At 63.9% G+C, this 18,212-nt stretch carries 15 protein-coding genes; 13 read left to right on the forward strand and 2 right to left on the reverse strand.

Features of this window, described 5'->3' with window-relative positions; translation table 11 throughout:
* Positions 1 to 214: 214 nt before the first annotated feature.
* Entirely contained in the window at positions 215 to 886 is a 672-nt protein-coding gene (locus RMO95_RS09595) for a metalloregulator ArsR/SmtB family transcription factor (protein WP_310450399.1), read from the reverse strand.
* Between the two features lie 340 nt (positions 887 to 1,226).
* Between RMO95_RS09595 and clrA the strand changes: the two genes are divergently transcribed.
* From clrA to RMO95_RS09615, 4 genes are read left to right on the forward strand one after another with little or no spacing between them, the layout of a single operon-like run.
* On the forward strand, positions 1,227 to 3,968 hold the full coding sequence (clrA, locus tag RMO95_RS09600) for a chlorate reductase subunit alpha (protein ID WP_310450400.1): 2,742 nt from the start codon (positions 1,227 to 1,229) through the stop codon (positions 3,966 to 3,968).
* Between the two features lie 11 nt (positions 3,969 to 3,979).
* Entirely contained in the window at positions 3,980 to 4,960 is a 981-nt protein-coding gene (gene clrB, locus RMO95_RS09605; RefSeq protein WP_310450401.1) for a chlorate reductase subunit beta, read from the forward strand.
* Positions 4,957 to 5,517, forward strand: coding sequence for a molecular chaperone TorD family protein (locus tag RMO95_RS09610; RefSeq protein ID WP_310450402.1), 561 nt, complete (start codon positions 4,957 to 4,959; stop codon positions 5,515 to 5,517). Before clrB ends, RMO95_RS09610 begins: the two co-directional genes overlap by 4 nt.
* Before the next feature lie 15 nt (positions 5,518 to 5,532).
* Positions 5,533 to 6,252: an ethylbenzene dehydrogenase-related protein gene (locus tag RMO95_RS09615; RefSeq protein WP_310450403.1), complete on the forward strand. Its 720-nt coding sequence runs from the start codon at positions 5,533 to 5,535 to the stop codon at positions 6,250 to 6,252.
* Positions 6,253 to 6,335: 83 nt separating this feature from the next.
* Here the strand turns inward: RMO95_RS09615 and RMO95_RS09620 are convergent, their stop codons facing one another.
* Positions 6,336 to 9,251 (reverse strand): valine--tRNA ligase, encoded by a 2,916-nt coding sequence (locus RMO95_RS09620; protein WP_310450404.1) that lies wholly within the window; start codon positions 9,249 to 9,251, stop codon positions 6,336 to 6,338.
* A gap of 210 nt (positions 9,252 to 9,461) precedes the next feature.
* Between RMO95_RS09620 and pcnB the strand changes: the two genes are divergently transcribed.
* The 9 genes from pcnB to RMO95_RS09665 all read left to right on the forward strand — a co-directional run bounded on the left by pcnB (position 9,462) and on the right by RMO95_RS09665 (position 18,204).
* The gene (gene pcnB / locus RMO95_RS09625) at positions 9,462 to 10,814 is read left to right on the forward strand and encodes a polynucleotide adenylyltransferase PcnB (RefSeq protein ID WP_310450405.1); all 1,353 of its coding nucleotides are present in this window, start codon (positions 9,462 to 9,464) and stop codon (positions 10,812 to 10,814) included.
* Position 10,815: 1 nt separating this feature from the next.
* Complete coding sequence (gene folK, locus RMO95_RS09630) at positions 10,816 to 11,310, forward strand: 2-amino-4-hydroxy-6-hydroxymethyldihydropteridine diphosphokinase (protein WP_310450406.1); 495 nt, start codon at positions 10,816 to 10,818, stop codon at positions 11,308 to 11,310.
* Between the two features lie 3 nt (positions 11,311 to 11,313).
* Positions 11,314 to 11,676 carry a DMT family protein gene (locus RMO95_RS09635; RefSeq protein ID WP_310450407.1) on the forward strand — a complete coding sequence of 121 codons (363 nt, stop codon included), beginning with the start codon at positions 11,314 to 11,316 and terminating at the stop codon, positions 11,674 to 11,676.
* Between the two features lie 112 nt (positions 11,677 to 11,788).
* Positions 11,789 to 12,604, forward strand: a complete 816-nt coding sequence (gene panB, locus RMO95_RS09640; protein WP_310450408.1) for a 3-methyl-2-oxobutanoate hydroxymethyltransferase — start codon at positions 11,789 to 11,791, stop codon at positions 12,602 to 12,604.
* A gap of 122 nt (positions 12,605 to 12,726) precedes the next feature.
* Entirely contained in the window at positions 12,727 to 13,563 is an 837-nt protein-coding gene (gene panC / locus RMO95_RS09645) for a pantoate--beta-alanine ligase (protein ID WP_310450409.1), read from the forward strand.
* A gap of 112 nt (positions 13,564 to 13,675) precedes the next feature.
* Positions 13,676 to 14,059 carry an aspartate 1-decarboxylase gene (panD, locus tag RMO95_RS09650; protein ID WP_310450410.1) on the forward strand — a complete coding sequence of 128 codons (384 nt, stop codon included), beginning with the start codon at positions 13,676 to 13,678 and terminating at the stop codon, positions 14,057 to 14,059.
* Positions 14,060 to 14,207: 148 nt separating this feature from the next.
* A complete protein-coding gene (locus RMO95_RS09655; protein ID WP_310450411.1) occupies positions 14,208 to 14,579 on the forward strand; it encodes a response regulator in 372 nt (123 codons plus the stop codon).
* 33 nt (positions 14,580 to 14,612) lie between these two features.
* Entirely contained in the window at positions 14,613 to 16,760 is a 2,148-nt protein-coding gene (locus tag RMO95_RS09660; protein WP_310450412.1) for an exonuclease domain-containing protein, read from the forward strand.
* Positions 16,741 to 18,204 (forward strand): DUF294 nucleotidyltransferase-like domain-containing protein, encoded by a 1,464-nt coding sequence (locus tag RMO95_RS09665; protein ID WP_310450413.1) that lies wholly within the window; start codon positions 16,741 to 16,743, stop codon positions 18,202 to 18,204. The genes RMO95_RS09660 and RMO95_RS09665 overlap by 20 nt, the downstream gene beginning before the upstream one ends.
* Positions 18,205 to 18,212 lie beyond the last annotated feature (8 nt).

Genomic DNA, 18,212 nt, shown 5'->3' on the forward strand with positions numbered 1-18,212 from the left:
ACGCAGACATGTTGAAACCGATGGATGTAGGAGCGAGCTTGCTCGCGACAACGGCTTATCGCGAGCAAGCTCGCTCCTACAGGGAATGCGCCTTTTCCCTGTTGACTGACTACTAGCCTGAAGGCAGCCCCGCGACTAAATGGCCTGCATGCGAAAAGCTTGGTTGAGCAAGATGTACCAGACGGAGTCGCCCCAGCTTGGGCGTGCCCTCGTATCAGGCCGGAGGGAGGCCCTCCAGCGGCATGCCCGCCACCGACCACTCGGCGATTCCATCGCTGATCTTGCTGGCGCGGAAGCCCTTCCTGTTCAGAAGCGCCACGGCTTCAGCGGCGAACAGGCAGAACGGGCCGCGGCAATAGGCAACGATCTCCCGGTCCTGGGGCAGTTCGGCGAGTTTCTGTTCCAGCTCGCCGATCGGTATGGATCGCGCATACGGCAGATGGCCTGCCCGATACTCCACTTCAGGGCGCACGTCCAGTACCAGAACCTCTCCCTGCCGCGCCTTGTCCAACAGGCCCGCGCGTGTTTCCGGCGTGAGCCGTTCGGGCGCGGCAATGATCTTGTCCAGCACCGCGCGAAGCTCCATGAGGTGCTCCTCGGCGACCATATGCAGGCACACCCACAGCGCACCGATATCTTCGCCGCTCAGGCGATAGGCAATGAACCGCCCTTGCCGCCGGTTGGTCACCAGGCGAGCTTCCTTGAGCACCCGCAGATGGGAACTGGCGAGCTTGATGTCGATATCCACGTCGCGCGCCAAGGCGTCGACCATCTTTTCCCCTTGCACGAGCACTTCCAGCAGTTCCAGGCGCTTCGGGCTGGAAACGGCCTTGCCCACACGCGCCACTTGTTCGTACAGGAGATCCTTGATTTTTCTCTTTTGCATCGACGCTCTCTCCCAAAATCGTACCGAGAAACAAAACATGCATTACGTATGTGGACGACCATAAACCACACTCCCGCTACCATCGTAGCGTGATGAGCCTGGCATGAAAATACCCTTTCAGGAATATATTCGCGTATTCGTACGAGTGTTGACTTGAATCAAGTTTCGGCAAACAGGATGCTCTATTCTGCTGCGAACGATATGCATGCTGACCTGGCACGGACATCTGTGCGGAAGCTGCAAACACCCGATCCGGGATTCGATCGAATTTCGATGCATGCAGTCCGCACCCAGAAGCTTGGCGTGCCCAGATAACCGTTACATACACAAAGGAAATGCAATGACGACCCCGACCGACGGCAACCGACGCCGCACGTTTCTGCAGTTCTCCGGAGCAGCGCTCGCCTGCGCGAGCGTGCCCTCCAGCGTGTGGGCTTTCTCGAAGATCCAAACCATCGAGGACCCCCTCAAGAGCTATCCCTACCGCGGCTGGGAAGACCTCTACCGCAAGGAATGGACCTGGGATTCCGTCGGCTTCACCACCCACTCCAACGGTTGTGTCGGCGGCTGCGCGTGGAAGGTTTACGTGAAGAACGGCGTGCCCATGCGCGAGGAGCAAGTCAGCGAATATCCGCAACTGCCGGGCATTCCCGACATGAACCCGCGCGGCTGTCAGAAGGGCGCCGTGTATTGTTCCTGGGTCAAGCAGCCCGACTTCCTCAAGTACCCACTGAAGCGCGTCGGCGCACGCGGCGAGCGCAAGTGGAAGCGCATTTCCTGGGACGAGGCGCTGACCGAGATCGCCGACAAGGTGATCGACACGACGATCAAGCGCGGTCCCGGCAACGTCTGCATCCCGAAGCGGCCGTTCGCGGTGATCAGCAACACCGGCTATACGCGGATGGCGAACCTCCTGGGCGCCATCAAGCCGGATGTCTCCTCGATGACCGGCGACCTCTACCCCGGCATCCAGACGGTACGCATGCCCGCGCGCACGGTGTCCACCTTCGACGACTGGTTCACTTCCGACCTGATCCTGATGTGGCACAAAAATCCCATTGTCACGCGGATTCCTGATGCCCACTTCCTGATGGAAGCGCGCTACAACGGGGCGCGGCTGGTGAACATCTCGTCGGACTACAACCCCTCCTCGGTGCACTCCGACCTGTTCGTGCCGGTGAAAATGGGCACCGACTCCCATCTCGCCGCCTCGATTGTCCATGAGCTACTCGCCGGCAAGCACTACAAGGCGGACTATCTCAAGGAGCAGACCGACCTGCCATTCCTGGTGCGCACCGACAATGGCAAGTTTCTGCGCGAGAAGGATTTCAAGTCCGACGGCAGCGACCAGGTGTTCTACGTTTGGGATACGAAGACCGGCAAGGCGGTGCCGGCGTCCGGCAGCATGGGTTCGAAAGACAAGACCCTGAAACTCGGCGCCGTCGATCCGGCCCTGGAGGGCAGCTTCAATGCGGACGGCATAGCGGTAACCACCGTCTTCGAGCGCCTGAAGGCCGAGATCGCCCCTTACACGCCGGAAGCGACGCAGGCCACCACGGGCATACATCCGACTGTGGTGCGCAAGCTCGTCGGCTGGATCGCCGAGTGCAAGGCCTTGCGTATCCTCGATGGTTACAACAACCAGAAGCACATGGACGGCTTCCAGTGCGGCCGCTTGAAGATCCTGATCCTGACGTTGATCGGTCACCACGGCACCACTGGCGCCATCGACACCACCTACGAAGGCTGGAAGTTGGAGGGGAACTCGGAACTCGGCGCCGTCAAGGGCAGGCCGGGCCGCAGCGTCTCCATGGTGCTGGCGCAGTGGGTGTGGGGCGAGCAGTACCGCCGTTCCAAGGCTTACTACGACGACGCCCAGTTGAAGGAGCAAGTCGGCTTCGGCGTCGACGACATGGAGGCCTTGCGCAAGGAGTCGGAAGCCAATGGCTGGATGCCCAAGTGGCAGTCGATCAAGGACCCGGTGGTCTACATCAACGGCGGCATCAACCTCTGGGCCACCTCCAACGGCTACAGCCACCTCGCCGAGAACTTCCTCAAGCGTTGCGAGTTGCTGGTGGTGGTGGACTTCCGCCTCAATTCGGGCGCCATGTATGCAGATATCGTGCTGCCGGCCGCCGCGATGGAGAAGCTGGATATCCGCGAGACCTCCGTCACCCGCTTCATCCACGCCTTCGGTCAGCCGATCAAACCGATGTACGAGCGCAAGACCGACTGGCAGATCAATGTGGCGCTGGCGAAGAAGATCCAGGAGCGGGCCAAGGCGCGCGGCATCGGCCGGGTGGAGGACCCCGAGCTCAAGAGCTTCATCGATTTCGACAAGGTCTACGACGAGTTCACCATGGATGGCAAAGTCGTTACCGACGAACAGGCGCTGCGCTTCGTTATGGAGCGCTCCAAGGCGTTGGGTCCGGGCACTTACGAGGAGGTGATGAAGAAAGGATTCGTTGCCGTCGGCGCCTCGGCCGGAAAGACCGGGCCGGTGCCGAAGGACAAGCCTTATCGCCCCTTCACGGTCAATGTTACGGACAAGAAGCCCTACGGCACACTCACCGGGCGCCTGCAGTTCTACGTGGACCACGAGTGGTTCCAGCGCTTCGGCGCGACGCTGCCCAAGCCCCAGGTCAAGGGCGGCCACCTGGGACCGAAAAAGTACCCCTTCAAGACCAACTCGCCGCACACCCGTTGGGGCATCCATTCCTTCGCCCGCAACGAGAAGTGGCTGATGCGACATCAGCGCGGCGAGCCGGACGTGTGCCTCAACCCGCGGGTCATGGCCAGGAAGGGCATCAAGGACGGCGACATGGTGCGGGTGTTCAATTCCCAGGGCGAATTCTTTGCCGTGTGCAAAGTGGCGCCTTCGCTGCCGGAAGACCAGGTCTTCTCCGAACATGGCTGGGAGCAGTACCTGTACAAGAACATGACCCACTACAACAACGTCGGCGCCGAGTTGATCAACCCGCTGGAACTGGTGGGCGGCTACGGCCACATCAAGTACGCGTCCGGCGGCTTCAATCCGAACCGCATTTTTTATGAAACGACGGTCGACGTCGAGAAAGTCTGAGGAAATACATCATGAGCCAAAGACAGTTGGCCTACGTGTTCGATTTGAACAAGTGCATCGGCTGCCACACCTGCACCATGGCCTGCAAGCAGTTGTGGACCAACCGCAACGGGCGCGAGTACATGTACTGGAACAACGTGGAAAGCCGCCCCGGCAAGGGCTACCCGAAGAACTGGGAACAGAAGGGTGGTGGTTTCAAGGGTGGGGTTCTGCAAACGGACGGCAAGATTCCGCCGAAGGAAGACTACGGTGGCGTTTGGGACTACAACCTGCAGGAGGTCTTGCTGGAAGGCAAGGGCAATCAGGTCGTGCCGCACGAGAAACCCACCTGGGGTGTCAATTGGGACGAAGACGAGGGCAAGGGCGAGTTCCCCAATAACCACTACTTCTACATGCCGCGTATCTGCAACCACTGCTCCAACCCGGCCTGCCTGGCGGCCTGCCCGCGCAAGGCGATCTACAAGCGGCCGGAGGACGGGCTGGTGGTGCTGGATCAGGAGCGCTGCAAGGGTTACCGCTATTGCGTCAAGGCCTGCCCCTACGGCAAGGTGTATTTCAACCTACAAACGCAGAAGTCCGAGAAGTGCATCGGTTGCTATCCGCGAGTCGAGAAGGGCACGCCTCCGGCCTGCGTGGCCCAGTGCGTGGGCAAGATCCGCTTCGTCGGTTACCGCGACGACAAGGATGGGCCGATCTACAAGCTGGTCGAGCAGTGGAAGGTGGCGCTGCCCCTGCATGCCGAGTATGGCACCGAGCCCAACGTGTTCTACGTGCCGCCGATGAACGTGACGCCGCCGCCTTTCGAGGAGGATGGCCGTCTGGGAGACAAGCCGCGTATTCCGCTCGCCGATATCGAGGCGCTGTTCGGCCCCGGCACGAAGCAGGCGCTGGAGACCCTTGGGCGCGAGATGCAGAAGCGCCGGGAGGCGAAGCCTTCAGAGTTGACCGAGCTCCTGATCGGCTACACCAACAAGGACAGGTTTCGGCTATGAACGCGCAGACCGACCAAGCCGGCATCCTGGCCGGCGCCTATTTGGGCATGGCGCAGCTCTTCTCCTATCCGAATCCCGAGACTTGGCAGCGTCTGGTGGAGCATGGCCTGATCGACCCGACTCTCGGCCAGGACGTCATGGAGGCCGACTACCTGGCCGCCTTCGAGCTGGGACGCGGCAAGTCGCCGGTGCCCCTGTTTGAAGGCATGCACCGGGGAGACTTGGGGCGCGAGGGCATTCTCGAAGATATCTTGCGCTTCTACGACTTCTTCGACGTCAAGCTGTCCGAGATCGATCGGGAGTATCCGGATCACCTCGTCACCGAACTCGAGTTTCTCGCCTGGCTCTCCATGCGGGAGCAGGCGGCGGAGCAGAAGGGCGGCGACGCGGAATCTTTCCGGCGTGCGGCGCGGGACTTCCTCACCAGGCACCTCGCGGCCTGGCTGCCGGAATTCCGGCGCAAGCTGGAGGCGACCGACACGGCCTACGCGCAGTTCGGGACAACGCTTGCCGAACTGGTGGAAGCCCATCGCGGCCGGCTCGGCAGCGAAACCTAGGAATCGGAGATACATATGAAGCCAATCAATCTGAATAAGAAACTGGTGGCGCTCGCCATGTTTACCTCGGTCGCCGCGACGCTCGGCCTTGCGGCGACCACGGTGCAAGCCGCTCCTGCGGCGAAGACCATTCGTGTCCTCTCCGCGGCGGGCGTGGACGCCGCCTCACCCGAGGCGGCGATCTGGAAGAAGGCACCGGCCACCCAGGTCGCCCTGCAGGCCGCTTTCCCAGGGCATGGCTCGATCGTCGGCACCCCCGTGACGGAGCGCCTTACGGCTCAGGCAGTACGTGCCGGCGACCGGCTGTTTGTGAAGCTGGCCTGGAACGACCGTACCGCCAATACCGCAATCAAGGACACGGGGCAGTTCGTGGACGGGGCGGCGGTGCAGTTCCCGGTCAATGGCAAAGCCGCCACCACGCCCTTCATGGGCGACCCCGTGAACGCTGTGAATGTTTGGCACTGGCGTGCCGATGGCCATACCGAAAACCTGCTCGCCAAGGGATTCGGCACCTCCACCGTGGTGCCCTTCGAGGGCCTGAAGAGCGTGGCAGTACGCACTGACAGCGGCTGGGCGGTGGTGCTCACGCGCTCCCTCAAGGTCAAGCCCGACGAGGGCGCCAGTCTGTCAGGCAAGGGCACCATGCCGGTGGCCTTCGCCGCCTGGGACGGCGCCAACCAGGAGCGTGATGGCCTCAAGGCGGTGACGCTGGAATGGTGGCAGTTGCGTTTCTGATGGGTCCGCAATTGCGCCCATCGCGACTGGCTTGGCCAGGGTAGGGTCAAGCCGGCGCGGTGGCTGGTGGTAGCTGTCGGGCGCTAACCGAGCCTGATCAGTTGTGCGGCAAGCTTCTCCTTCAATGCGCCGAAGCCTGCCAGCCGCTCGCGTTCCTGCGCCACTACCTGCGCCGGAGCGCGGGCGACGAAGCTCTCGGTGGCGAGCTTCTTCTCCGCCTTGAGCATTTCGCCTTCGACGCGCGCGAGTTCCTTGCCGAGTCTTTCCTTCTCGGCGGCCAGGTCGATCTCGATTTTCAGCATCAGGCGGAATTCGCCGACGATCTGAACCGGCGCGTCGGAATCGGGCAGCGTCTCCACGGTGGTGACTTCCGAGAGCTTGGCCAGCGCAGCGAGGTAGGGTGCATAGGCGTTGAGAATCGCCGTGTCGCCAGCACCAACTAAGGGCACGCGCTGGGCCGGCGAGATGTTCATTTCGCCACGCAGGCTGCGGCAGGCGTTGATCATGTCCTTGAGCCGCGCCACCCAGGCCTCGGCATCCGCGTCGCAACGCGACAACTCGGCCTTGGGGTAGGGCTGCAGCATCAGCGACCGATTCTCGTCCGTTGCGTCCGCCCGACCGGCCAGCGGCGCGACCGTCTGCCAGAGTTCCTCGGTGATGAAGGGAATCAGCGGATGCGCGAGGCGCAGCACGGTTTCCAGCACCCGCACCAGGGTGCGTCGCGTGGCGCGCTGTTGCGCTTCACTGCCCTGCTGAACCTGCACCTTGGCCAGTTCCAGGTACCAGTCGCAATACTCGTCCCAGATGAACTCGTAGATCGTGCGGGCCAGCAGGTCGAAGCGGTAGTCGGCAAAATGCTGCGCCACTTCCTGCTCGACCTTCTGCAGGCGGCTGACGATCCAGCGGTCGGCTTGGGAGAAATCCAGATATTCATCTTCCCCCATCCCCTCCCCAGCCCTCCCCTTGAAGGGGAGGGAGTCGAGTTCCTCCCCCTTCAAGGGGGAGGTTAGGTGGGGGATGGGGGCAAGGCCGCAATCCTGCCCTTCGCAGTTCATCAGCACAAAGCGCGAGGCATTCCACAACTTGTTGCAGAAGTTGCGATAGCCCTCGCAGCGCTGCATGTCGAATTTGATGTCGCGCCCCGGCGAGGCCAGCGAAAGGAAGGTGAAGCGCAGCGCGTCGGTGCCGAAGCCGGGGATGCCGTTCGGGTATTCCTTGCGCGTGCGCTTCTCGATCTTGGCCGCATCGCGCGGATTCATCAGGCCCGTGGTGCGCTTTGCCACCAGGGCGTCGAGCGTGATGCCGTCGATCAGGTCGATCGGGTCGAGCACGTTGCCTTTGGACTTGCTCATCTTCTGGCCTTCCGCGTCGCGGATCAGGCCGTGCACATAGACGTCCTTGAAGGGGATCTTGCCGGTGATGTGCTTGGTCATCATGACCATGCGCGCCACCCAGAAGAAGATGATGTCGAAGCCGGTGACCAGCACCGTCGAGGGCAGATAGAGATCGAGTGCGGTATTCGACTTGGCCGGCCACTCGGGCGTCCAGTCCAGCGTCGAGAAGGGCCATAGCGCCGACGAGTACCAGGTGTCGAGCACGTCGGGATCGCGTTCGAGGCCGCCGGTGTAGCCTTCAAGCCTTGCCTGGGCGTAGGCCTCGGCTTCGTCGTGGGCGACATAGAAGCGGCCGTCGTCCGCATACCAGGCAGGAATCTGGTGACCCCACCAGAGCTGGCGCGAAATGCACCAGTCCTGGATGTTGTTGAGCCACTGATTGTAGGTATTGACCCAGTTTTCGGGGACGAAGCGGATCTCGCCCGAGGCCACGCATTCCAGCGCCTTGCCGGCGATGCTGGGGCCCTCGGTTCCGTCACTATTGCGTCCGGGCTTGGTCATGGCGACGAACCACTGGTCGGTCAGCATCGGTTCGATGATGGCGCCGGTGCGGTCGCCGCGTGGCACCACCAGCTTGTGCGGCTTGATACTGTCCAGCAGTCCGGCAGCCTCGAGGTCGGCGACTATGGCCTTGCGCGCTTCGAAGCGGTCCATGCCGCGATATTTCTCTGGCCCGTGCTCGTTGATGCGGGCATCCAGGGTCAGGATGCCGATCGGTGCGAATCCATGGCGATGCCCGACCTGCCAGTCATTGAAGTCATGGGCCGGCGTCACCTTGACCACGCCGGTGCCGAACTCCTTGTCGACATAGCTGTCGGCGATGATCGGGATCTCGCGCTCGCACAGCGGCAGCACGACGTGCTTGCCGACCAGGTGGGCGTAGCGCTCGTCCTCGGGATGCACCATCACGGCGACGTCGCCGAGCATGGTTTCCGGGCGCGTGGTGGCCACCGTCAGGCTGCCCGCATCTTTCCCATTCGCATCGGCCAGCGGATAGCGGATGTGCCACAGCGAGCCGTCTTCTTCTTCCTGCACCACTTCGAGGTCGGATACGGCCGTGAGCAGTTTCGGGTCCCAATTCACCAGGCGCTTGCCGCGGTAGATCAGGCCTTCCTTGTGCAGGCGGACGAAGGTCTCGGTGACGATCTTCGACAGGCCGGCATCCATGGTGAAGCGCTCGCGTGACCAGTCGGGCGAGGTGCCCAGGCGGCGCATCTGGCGTGTGATGGTGTCGCCCGAGTATTTCTTCCATTCCCAGACCTTTTCCAGGAACTTCTCGCGGCCGAGGTCGTGGCGCGAGATGCCTTGCGCGTCGAGCTGGCGCTCGACCACGATCTGCGTCGCGATGCCGGCGTGATCGGTGCCCGGTTGCCACAGCGTGTTGTCGCCGCGCATGCGGTGGTAGCGCGTCAGCGAATCCATGATCGCCTGGTTGAAGCCGTGGCCCATGTGCAGCGTGCCGGTGACATTCGGCGGCGGCAGCAGGATGCAGAAATTGTCGGTCTTGGCGGTGTCGAGGCCGGCGGCGAAATAGCCACGCGATTCCCAGATCGGATACCAACGTTGCTCGATTTCGGCGGGTTCGAAGCTCTTGGCGAGTTCCATAAGTCTTACGAAAAGCTGAAAAGGGCCAATTTTAGCGGAAGGCGCTGCCGCGGCCGCTGCAAATCTGTGTCCGCCGGGCGTTTAGCTACGGCCGCTGCGCTTAACGTCGATAGAGCCGACGTTAGCCTTCTCTGAAACTCGGCCACGCCTCGTTTTCAGCTATCATTGCCGCCTCTCCGAGCCAGCCTCAATGGTCTTTATTCACTCTCCATGATTCGAAAGTTGTTGCGCCGCGTGTTTCGTCGCGGCGACTCTCCGTCCACCCATGCGCCATCCACGATACCCGTGGCGCGCCATGGCATACGTCGCGACCATGTGTCCCTGGGCGCCCGGCGCACCTGCGAAACCCTGCAGCAGGCGGGCCACAAGGCCTATATCGTGGGCGGCGCGGTACGCGACCTGATCGCCGGGATCGACCCCAAGGATTACGACATCGCTACCGATGCCACGCCCGAGCAGGTGCGCGTATTGTTCCGCCGCGCGCGCATCATCGGCCGCCGCTTCCAGATCGTGCACGTGATGCAGGGCGGCGAGACGCTGGAAGTGTCCACCTTCCGCGCCGCGCACGATGTCAATACCGTCAAGGACGAGCATGGCCGCGTGCTGCGCGACAACGTCTTCGGCTCGATCGCGGAAGACGCCGCGCGGCGCGACTTCACGGTCAATGCGCTCTACTACGATCCGTCCTCGGAGACGGTGATCGACTATCACCACGGCGTGGCCGACCTGCAGCAGAAGACCCTGCGCATGATCGGCGAGCCGAAGCTGCGCTACCGCGAGGATCCGGTGCGCATGCTGCGCGCCGTGCGGCTTTCCGCCAAGCTCGGGCTGACGCTCGACCCTGCGGTGCGCGCGCCGATTCGCGAAATGGCCCAGTTGATGGAAAACGTGCCGGCGGCGCGCGTGTTCGACGAGATGCTGAAGCTGCTGTTTTCCGGGCATTCGGTCGAATGCGTCAAGCGTCTGCGCGACGATGGTCTGCACCATGGCCTGCTGCCGCTGCTCGATGTGATCCTGGAGCAACCGCTGGGCGAGAAATTCGTCATGCTCTCGCTCGCCAGCACCGACAAGCGGGTTAAGGCCGGCAAGTCGCTGTCGCCCGGCTACCTGTTCGCCACGCTGCTTTGGCACGAAGTGCTGGCCGAATGGGAAGCGCGCAAGGCGCGCGGCGAAGTGCCGATTCCGGCGCTGTATGAGGCCATGGACGACGTGCTCAACGTGCAGGGCGAAAAACTTGCGATTACGCGCCGCATCGCCGGCGACATCAAGGACATCTGGGCGCTGCAGCCGCGCTTCGAAAAGCGTGCCGGAAAATCGCCTTACCGCCTCATCGAACTGCCGCGTTTTCGCGCCGGCTATGACTTCCTGGTCTTGCGCGCCGAGAGCGGCGAGATCGACATGGAACTGGCGGATTGGTGGCGCGACTTCCAGAATGCCGACGGCGATGGCCGTGAAACCTTGCTGGTGCCGGACAGCGGCCCGAAGAAACGCCGCCGTCGCGTGCGCGGCAAGAAGTCGGCGGGCGAGGGAGATTCCGCCAGCCCGGCGAGCAGCGAAGCCTGAGGTGGGCCGGCCTTGCTTCATCGCGCTGGGCGCCAACCTGGGAGACCCGGTGGCGACGGTGAAGGCGGCGATTCTGGCCCTGCGCCAACTGCCGCAGACCGAGTTCATCGCCGCGTCCTCGCTGTATCGCACGGCGCCGGTCGGACTCAAGCATCAGCCCGATTTCATCAACGCCGTGGTGGAGCTGGTCGCCGTGTCGCCAGCGCCAACTCTTCTGGAGGCGCTGTTCGAGATCGAGGCGCGCTTCGGCCGCCAGCGCAGCATCAAAAACGCCCCGCGTACCCTGGATCTCGACCTGCTGCTCTATGGCGACGAACTCAGCGACGATCCGCAACTGACCCTGCCGCATCCGCGCCTGCACGAGCGCGCCTTCGTCCTCGCGCCGCTGGCCGAGATAGCGCCGCAACTGGTCATTCCCGGCCGCGGCCCGGTGGCCGAACTGCTGCTGCGCTGCGCCGACCAGCAGATCGAGAAAATACAGCCGCAGGCCGCCTGAGCCATGTCCTCGCTGCCGCATATCCCGGTGGTCTGGCAGACGACGCTGCTGCTGACGACTTCGAACGTCTTCATGACCTTCGCCTGGTACGCCCACCTGAAGAACCTCAACGACCGGCCGTGGTGGATCGCGGCGCTGGCGTCGTGGGGCATCGCGCTGTTCGAGTACCTGCTGCAGGTGCCGGCCAACCGCATCGGCCACCACGAGATGTCGCTGGGACAACTCAAGATCCTGCAGGAAGCGATCACTCTCACGGTATTCGTTCCGTTTGCTCTGTTCTATATGAAGCAACCGCTCAAGCTCGATTTTCTGTGGGCGGGTTTGTGTATCCTAGGCGCCGTTTACTTCATCTTCCGCAGCCCATGACCACCTATCCCCCGGCCCCTTTTCCAAGAAAAGGGGTGACGACGGTTCAGCCGCTCCGCGGCTTCCGGTTTATGAAGGCCCCTCCTTGGGGCGGCCCTGCGGAGTCGCAGCCATGACCTACCTCGCCAGCAACAAGCCGATCACGCTGCCGGAACTCGGACGCATGAAGCATGACGGCCAGAAGATCGCCATGCTCACCGGCTACGACGCCAGTTTCGCCGCACTGGAGGACCGCTGCGGCGTGGATGTGATCCTGGTCGGCGATTCGCTGGGCAACGTGCTGCAGGGCAAGACCTCGACCCTGCCGGTGACCATGGAGCAGATGGTCTATCACACCGAATGCGTCGGCCACATGGCGCAGCGCGCGATGTGCGTCGCCGACATGCCCTTCGGCAGCTACCAGGAATCGAAGGAACAGGCGCTGCGCAATGCCGTGCGCCTGCTCGCGGCCGGTGCCGAGATGGTCAAGCTCGAAGGCGGCGAAGTGATGGCGGAGACCGTGCATTTCCTGGTCGAGCGCGGCGTGCCGGTCTGCGCCCACATCGGCCTGACGCCGCAGTCGGTGCATGCGCTGGGTGGCTACCATGTGCAGGGGCGTGGCGAGGCAGGCGCGGCGCGCATGAAGCGCGAGGCCCTGGCACTGGAGCAGGCCGGCGCAGCGCTGATGGTGCTGGAAATGGTGCCGGCCCAGCTCGCCGGCGAAATCACCGCCCTGCTCAAGGTCTGCGCCACCATAGGCATCGGCGCGGGCAAGGACTGCGACGGCCAGGTGCTGGTGCTGCACGACATGCTCGGCGTCTATCCGGGCAAGAAGGGTCGTTTCGTGCGCAACTTCATGGAAGGCGCCGCCAGCATCGACGCCGCCGTGATCGCCTACGTCAGTGCCGTCAAGGACGGCAGCTATCCGGCGCCCGAACACGCTTACTGAAGCATGGTGGCTCCCTTCCCCCCAACCCCCTTCTCCAGGAAGGGGGTGACGCTGGTTCAGCCGCTTCGCGGCTTCCGGTCTGTTGACTTGTCGCCTCCTTGGGGCGGCCCTGCGGAGGCGACTTGCTGATTCACGAGACCATTGCCGGCCTGCGCGCGGCGCGCGCCAAGGCGGGCCCAGGTAAACGATTGGCGCTGGTGCCGACCATGGGCAACCTGCACGAGGGCCACATCGCGCTGATGACCCAGGCGCGGGACCATGCCGACCAGGTCGTCGCCACCATTTTCGTCAATCGCCTGCAGTTTCGCCCCGGCGAGGACTTCGAGAAGTATCCGCGTACCTTCGCCGACGATTGCGAAAGGCTGGCGGCGGCCGGCGTCGAGCACTTGTTTGCGCCCGACGACGCCGAAATGTATCCGCAGCCGCAGACCTACCACGTCGAACCGCCGCCCGAACAGGCCGGCATCCTCGACGGCGAGTTCCGCCCCGGGCATTTTCGCGGCGTCGCCACCGTGGTCATGAAACTGTTCCAGATCGCCCAGCCCGATGTCGCGCTGTTCGGCAAGAAGGATTTCCAGCAACTGATGGTTATTCGCAACATGGTGCGCGAGTTCGATTTGCCGATCGAAATCGTCGGCGGCGAAACCGTGCGCGCCGCCGACGGCCTCGCCCTGTCCTCGCGCAACGGCTACCTGTCGACCGCGGAAAGGGCGGAAGCGCCGCGCCTGTTCAGGGTATTAACCAAAGTCATAGACGCCGTACGTGACGACGCACGCGACTTCACCTTACTAGAACAAGGGGCAATATCCGAATTACGGGCGAATGGCTGGGTGCCGGATTATGTTGCATTGCGTAAAAAACTTGATCTACAATTGCCGTCCGCTCACGATTCCGGGTTGGTGGTGTTGGCAGCGGCGCGTTTGGGAAGCACGCGCCTCATCGACAATCTGGAAGTTTAGGTCACTGCGATGCGCTCATGCCGGTGGTGTGCCAGAAGCGAACGAGGCGGGAGTTTGATCCTTTTGGACGGCTCCCGGTTTATTGCCGCCTTTGCATGAGAAAGGTCTGACAATGCAACGCACGATGCTCAAGTCGAAACTCCACCGCGTGACGGTGACGCATGCCGAATTGCATTACGAGGGTTCCTGCGCCATCGATGAAGCCCTGCTCGAAGCGGCCGACATCAAGGAATACCAGCAGATCGACATCTACAACGTGAATAACGGCGAACGCTTCACCACCTACGCCATTCGCGCCGAGCGCGGCAGCGGCACCATTTCGGTGAACGGCGCCGCCGCACGCAAGGCCGCCACCGGCGACCTGCTGATCATCGCCACCTACGCCATGATGAACGAGATCGAATTGCAGCACTTCGAGCCCGATCTGGTGTACGTCGATGCCAGGAACCGCATCACGCACCATAGCCGGCAGATCCCGGCGCAAGCGGCCGCCTGATCCACCCCATCCGGCGATGCACGAGCCCACCCCAGCGGTGGGCTTTTCGTTTCTGGCGTCGCGCGCAGGCGCGGCGGCTATGGCTCGCGGCTCCGGCGCAGTGTATTCTTTCGGGCACAACAAGAAGAACACAAGAGAGAGGGGAGACATGGCCAAGAAGATACTGATCGCCGACGACGAGCCGAATATCGTCATTTCACTGGAGTTCCTGCTCAAGCGCGAAGGCTACGAGGTGGTCGTCGCGCGCAACGGCGTCGAGGCCCTGGTGCGGGTGCGAGCCGAGCGCCCCGACATGGCGATACTCGACGTCATGATGCCGCAGCGCAACGGTTTCGAAGTCTGCCAGGACCTGCGTCAGGACCCCGAGTTCAAGGATCTGCGCATCATGATGCTGACTGCCAAGGGGCGCGACACCGAGGTCTCCAAGGGCCTGGCGCTGGGCGCCGACGTCTATATGACCAAGCCGTTTTCGACCCGCGAACTGGTCGCCAAGGTCAAGGCGCTGATCGACCGGGCCTGAGCGCCAGGCAGCCCGCCTATCGCCGATGCCGTCGTGAGTTCCCCGGCCAAACTGATCACCGCCGTCGCCGTCGCCTGCGGCTTCCTGGTGGCCGTCCTGGCGGCCCTGTGGCTGGTGATCGGTGCGGGACTCGAAGCGCCGGAACAGGCGCTGCTGGCCGGCCTGCTCGAACGCCGCGTGGGGGCCTTGCTGATGATCGTGTTTGCCGCCTGGGTGTTCCTGTTCCTGATGCTGCGCGCGGCCTACGAGTTCCTGCTGCTGCCGCTGGCACGCGCGGCCGAGGAAGCCGCCGCCTTGCTCGAGCGGCCGACGGTGCGCCTGAGCCCGCAGGGCAGCCGCGAGCTGCAGGACTTGATCGGCGCGGTCAACCGGGTTGCCGTCCAGCGCGAGGCGCGCGAGGCCGCCATCGAAGCGCAGATCCGCGCCGCCAATGCCGCGGCCGAGGCCGACCGCAACCGTTTCGCCGTGCTCATGTCGGAACTCGCCCAGGGCGTCATCGTCTGCAACCTCGATGGCCGCGTGCTGCTCTACAACCGCCGCGCCCGCGCCCTGTTCGCCGGCTCCCCGGGCCACGGCATGGCTGCGCTGGGCCTGGGGCGGTCGATCTACGGCATTTTCGATCGGCACCTGATCGCCTATGCGCTGGAGCACATCGCCGCGCGGCGCCGCAGCCATGGCCATTTCGTCACCGCGACCGAGTCCGGCCGCCTGCTGCGCGTGCTGGTGGTGCCGATACCCGAGGCTGGCGCGGCAAGCGAAGACGGCGCCGGCACGGGGATTTCCGGTTACATGACGATGATCGAGGACATGACCGAGACTTTCGACAGCGAGTCCACGCGCGACCGCCTGTTGCAGGATCTGACCGAGAGCAGCCGCGGCCCGGTGGCGAACCTGCGCGCCGCTGCCGAGACGCTGTACGACTACGCCGACATGGACGCCGAGGATCACCAGCGTTTCCTGGCCGTGGTCCGTGACGAGGCCGAAGGCCTTGCCGGACGCATCGAAGCGGCGGCGCGCACTTATGCTGCCGTGCTCAAGGCACGCTGGCCGCTGGAGGACATGCTCGGCGCCGACCTGCTGACCGCGGCCTGCCGCCGCATCGCCGACCGCTGCCCGCTGCAGGTGAGTCTGGATGAGGTCGATGGCGGGGTATGGATCAAGGTCGACGGTTTTTCCATGTTGCAGGCCATGAGCTACCTCGCCGCGCGCCTGCATGACGAATACCGGATCCGCGACCTCAAGCTGCGGCTGAGCCGCGATGGCGCCATGGCGCATATCGACCTGATCTGGTCGGGCGTGTTCATGAGCACCGAGACCGTGATGCAGTGGGAACTCGATTCGATGAATGCGGCCGGGGAAGCCACGCCGCTGACGGTGCGCGACGTGGTCGAGCGCAATGCCGGCGAGGTCTGGTTCCAGCGCGACCACGCCTCCTACCGCGCCTTCTTCCGCTTCCTGCTGCCGGCCGTCAGCGCGCAGGAGGCCGGGGTTTCCGGCGCGGCGGGGGCGATGGTCGACAGCCGTCCCGAGTTCTACGACTTCGACCTGTTCAAGGGCGAGGAGACCGATCTGGCGCTGGACGACCGGCTCCTGGCGCAACTTGCCTACACCGTGTTCGACACCGAAACCACCGGCCTGGAACCCTCGGCCGGCGACGAGATCATCCAGATCGGCGCGGTGCGCATCGTCAATCGGCGCCTGCTGCGGCACGAGGCCTTCGACCAGTTGATCGATCCGCAACGCAGCCTGCCGGCGCAATCGGTGAAGATCCACGGCATCACGGCGGAAATGCTCGCCGGCCAGCCGCCGATCGCGCGCGTGCTGCCGATCTTCCGCGCCTTCGTCGCCGATACCGTGCTGGTGGCGCACAACGCGGCCTTCGACATGCGCTTTCTGGAACTGAAGGAAGCTGCCACCGGCATCCGCTTCGATCGCCCGGTACTCGACACCTTCCTGTTGTCGGCCGTGCTGTTTCCCAACCAGGAGACACACCGCCTCGAAGCCATCGCGGAACGCCTCGGCGTATCGGTGCTGGGACGCCACACCGCGGTCGGCGATGCCATCGTCACCGCCGAGGTCTTCCTCAAGATGCTGCCGCTGCTGGTCGAGCGCGGCATCCGCACCCTCGGCGCGGCGCGGGAAGCCAGCGAGAAAACCTATCATGCCCGCATCCGTTACTGAAACCGACGCCTGCGACGCGGTGTCGGTGAATCTCAACACCGCGCTGTGCCGTCTGCCGCTGGCGCCGCCGGTGGTGGTCGATCCGGCGTGCTCGGTGCGCGAGGCCCTGCGCGCCATCGACCTGCAGGGGGCCGAGGCAGCCGTGGTGGTCGATCCGGCGACGGCCGTGCCGCTGGGCATCATCAGCCTGCGCGACCTGATGCGCTCGATCATCAACGACGACTGCGACCTGGCCGGCCCGGTCGCCGGCGTGATGACCGGCGGCCTGGCCAGCCTGTCTGCCGACGCCACGGTGCATCAGGCCATGGTGCTGATGTTCCGCCGTGGCATGCGCCAGCTGATCCTGACCGGGGCCGACGGGCGCCTGTACAACGTGGTCTCCCAGGGCGATCTGTACGGCATGCAGGCGGCCGATTCGGCGAGCCTGACCAATGCCATCCTGGCGACCCGCAGCATTGCCGAACTGGCGCAGCAGACCATGGCCGTACGCCGCTTCGCCGCGCGGCGGCTGGCCGAAGGCGACGGGCCGGAAGCCCTGTGCGAATGGATTTCCGCGCTCAACGACCTGGTCGCGCTGCAGGCGATCGATCTGGTCGAAGGCGAGTTCGAACTGCCCTACGTGCCCTGGTGCTGGATCGTCTTCGGTTCGGAAGGCAGGCTGGAGCAGACGCTGGTCACCGATCAGGACAACGGCATCGTGTTCGCGGCGGAATCGGCGGCTGAGGCGGCGGACCTGCGGCAGAAATTCCTGCCCTTCGCCCAGGCCGTGAATACTGCCCTCGACGCCTGCGGTTTCCCGTTGTGCACCGGGCAGATCATGGCCGGCAACCCGGCCTGGTGTCTTTCCTTCGACGAATGGAAACACCGCTTCGAAGACTGGATCGTGGTGCCCGAGCCCAAGGCCCTGCTCAATGCCACCATCTTTTTCGATTTCCGGCCGCTCTATGGTCGCGAGGAACTGGTGACCGACCTGCAGGACTGGCTGCTGCAGCGCCTGAAGGGCAACGGCGCCTTCCTGCGGGCGATGGCCTGCACCGCGCTGGAGCAGGAAGCGCCGCTCTGCTGGTGGCGCGACTTCCGCCTCAGTGGCGGCAAGGAATATCCCCATACGCTGGATCTCAAGGGCCAGGGCATACGCCTCTTCGTCGATGCGGTGCGGATATATGCGCTGGCGCATGGCATCGAACCCACCAACACCGTCGAGCGCCTGCGCAGCGTGCGCCCGGCGCTGGGCATGCCGGTCGAGGAAGTCGCGGCGATGGCCGCCGCCTTCTACCAGATACAGCGCCTGCGCCTGCAGAACCAGGTCTCCGGCGAGTTTCCCGACGCCACCAACCGGATCAATCCCGATCGGCTGCACAAGCTCGACCGGCAGATACTCAAGGAAGCCTTTCGCCTGGCGCGCACCCTGCAGCAGAGGTTGCGGCTGGATTATCTGAGTTGAGATCCGTA

This window comes from Sulfuritalea sp. (assembly GCF_031426875.1).
GTDB lineage: Bacteria > Pseudomonadota > Gammaproteobacteria > Burkholderiales > Rhodocyclaceae > Sulfuritalea.

Excerpts from the sequence above, each read along its gene's own strand:
- RMO95_RS09595 (WP_310450399.1), bottom strand. The coding sequence starts at position 886 with ATGCAAAAGAGAAAAATCAAGGATCTCCTGTACGAACAAGTGGCGCGT.
- clrA (WP_310450400.1), top strand. The coding sequence starts at position 1,227 with ATGACGACCCCGACCGACGGCAACCGACGCCGCACGTTTCTGCAGTTC.
- clrB (WP_310450401.1), top strand. The coding sequence starts at position 3,980 with ATGAGCCAAAGACAGTTGGCCTACGTGTTCGATTTGAACAAGTGCATC.
- RMO95_RS09610 (WP_310450402.1), top strand. The coding sequence starts at position 4,957 with ATGAACGCGCAGACCGACCAAGCCGGCATCCTGGCCGGCGCCTATTTG.
- RMO95_RS09615 (WP_310450403.1), top strand. The coding sequence starts at position 5,533 with ATGAAGCCAATCAATCTGAATAAGAAACTGGTGGCGCTCGCCATGTTT.
- RMO95_RS09620 (WP_310450404.1), bottom strand. The coding sequence starts at position 9,251 with ATGGAACTCGCCAAGAGCTTCGAACCCGCCGAAATCGAGCAACGTTGG.
- pcnB (WP_310450405.1), top strand. The coding sequence starts at position 9,462 with ATGATTCGAAAGTTGTTGCGCCGCGTGTTTCGTCGCGGCGACTCTCCG.
- RMO95_RS09635 (WP_310450407.1), top strand. The coding sequence starts at position 11,314 with ATGTCCTCGCTGCCGCATATCCCGGTGGTCTGGCAGACGACGCTGCTG.
- panB (WP_310450408.1), top strand. The coding sequence starts at position 11,789 with ATGACCTACCTCGCCAGCAACAAGCCGATCACGCTGCCGGAACTCGGA.
- panD (WP_310450410.1), top strand. The coding sequence starts at position 13,676 with ATGCAACGCACGATGCTCAAGTCGAAACTCCACCGCGTGACGGTGACG.
- RMO95_RS09655 (WP_310450411.1), top strand. The coding sequence starts at position 14,208 with ATGGCCAAGAAGATACTGATCGCCGACGACGAGCCGAATATCGTCATT.
- RMO95_RS09665 (WP_310450413.1), top strand. The coding sequence starts at position 16,741 with ATGCCCGCATCCGTTACTGAAACCGACGCCTGCGACGCGGTGTCGGTG.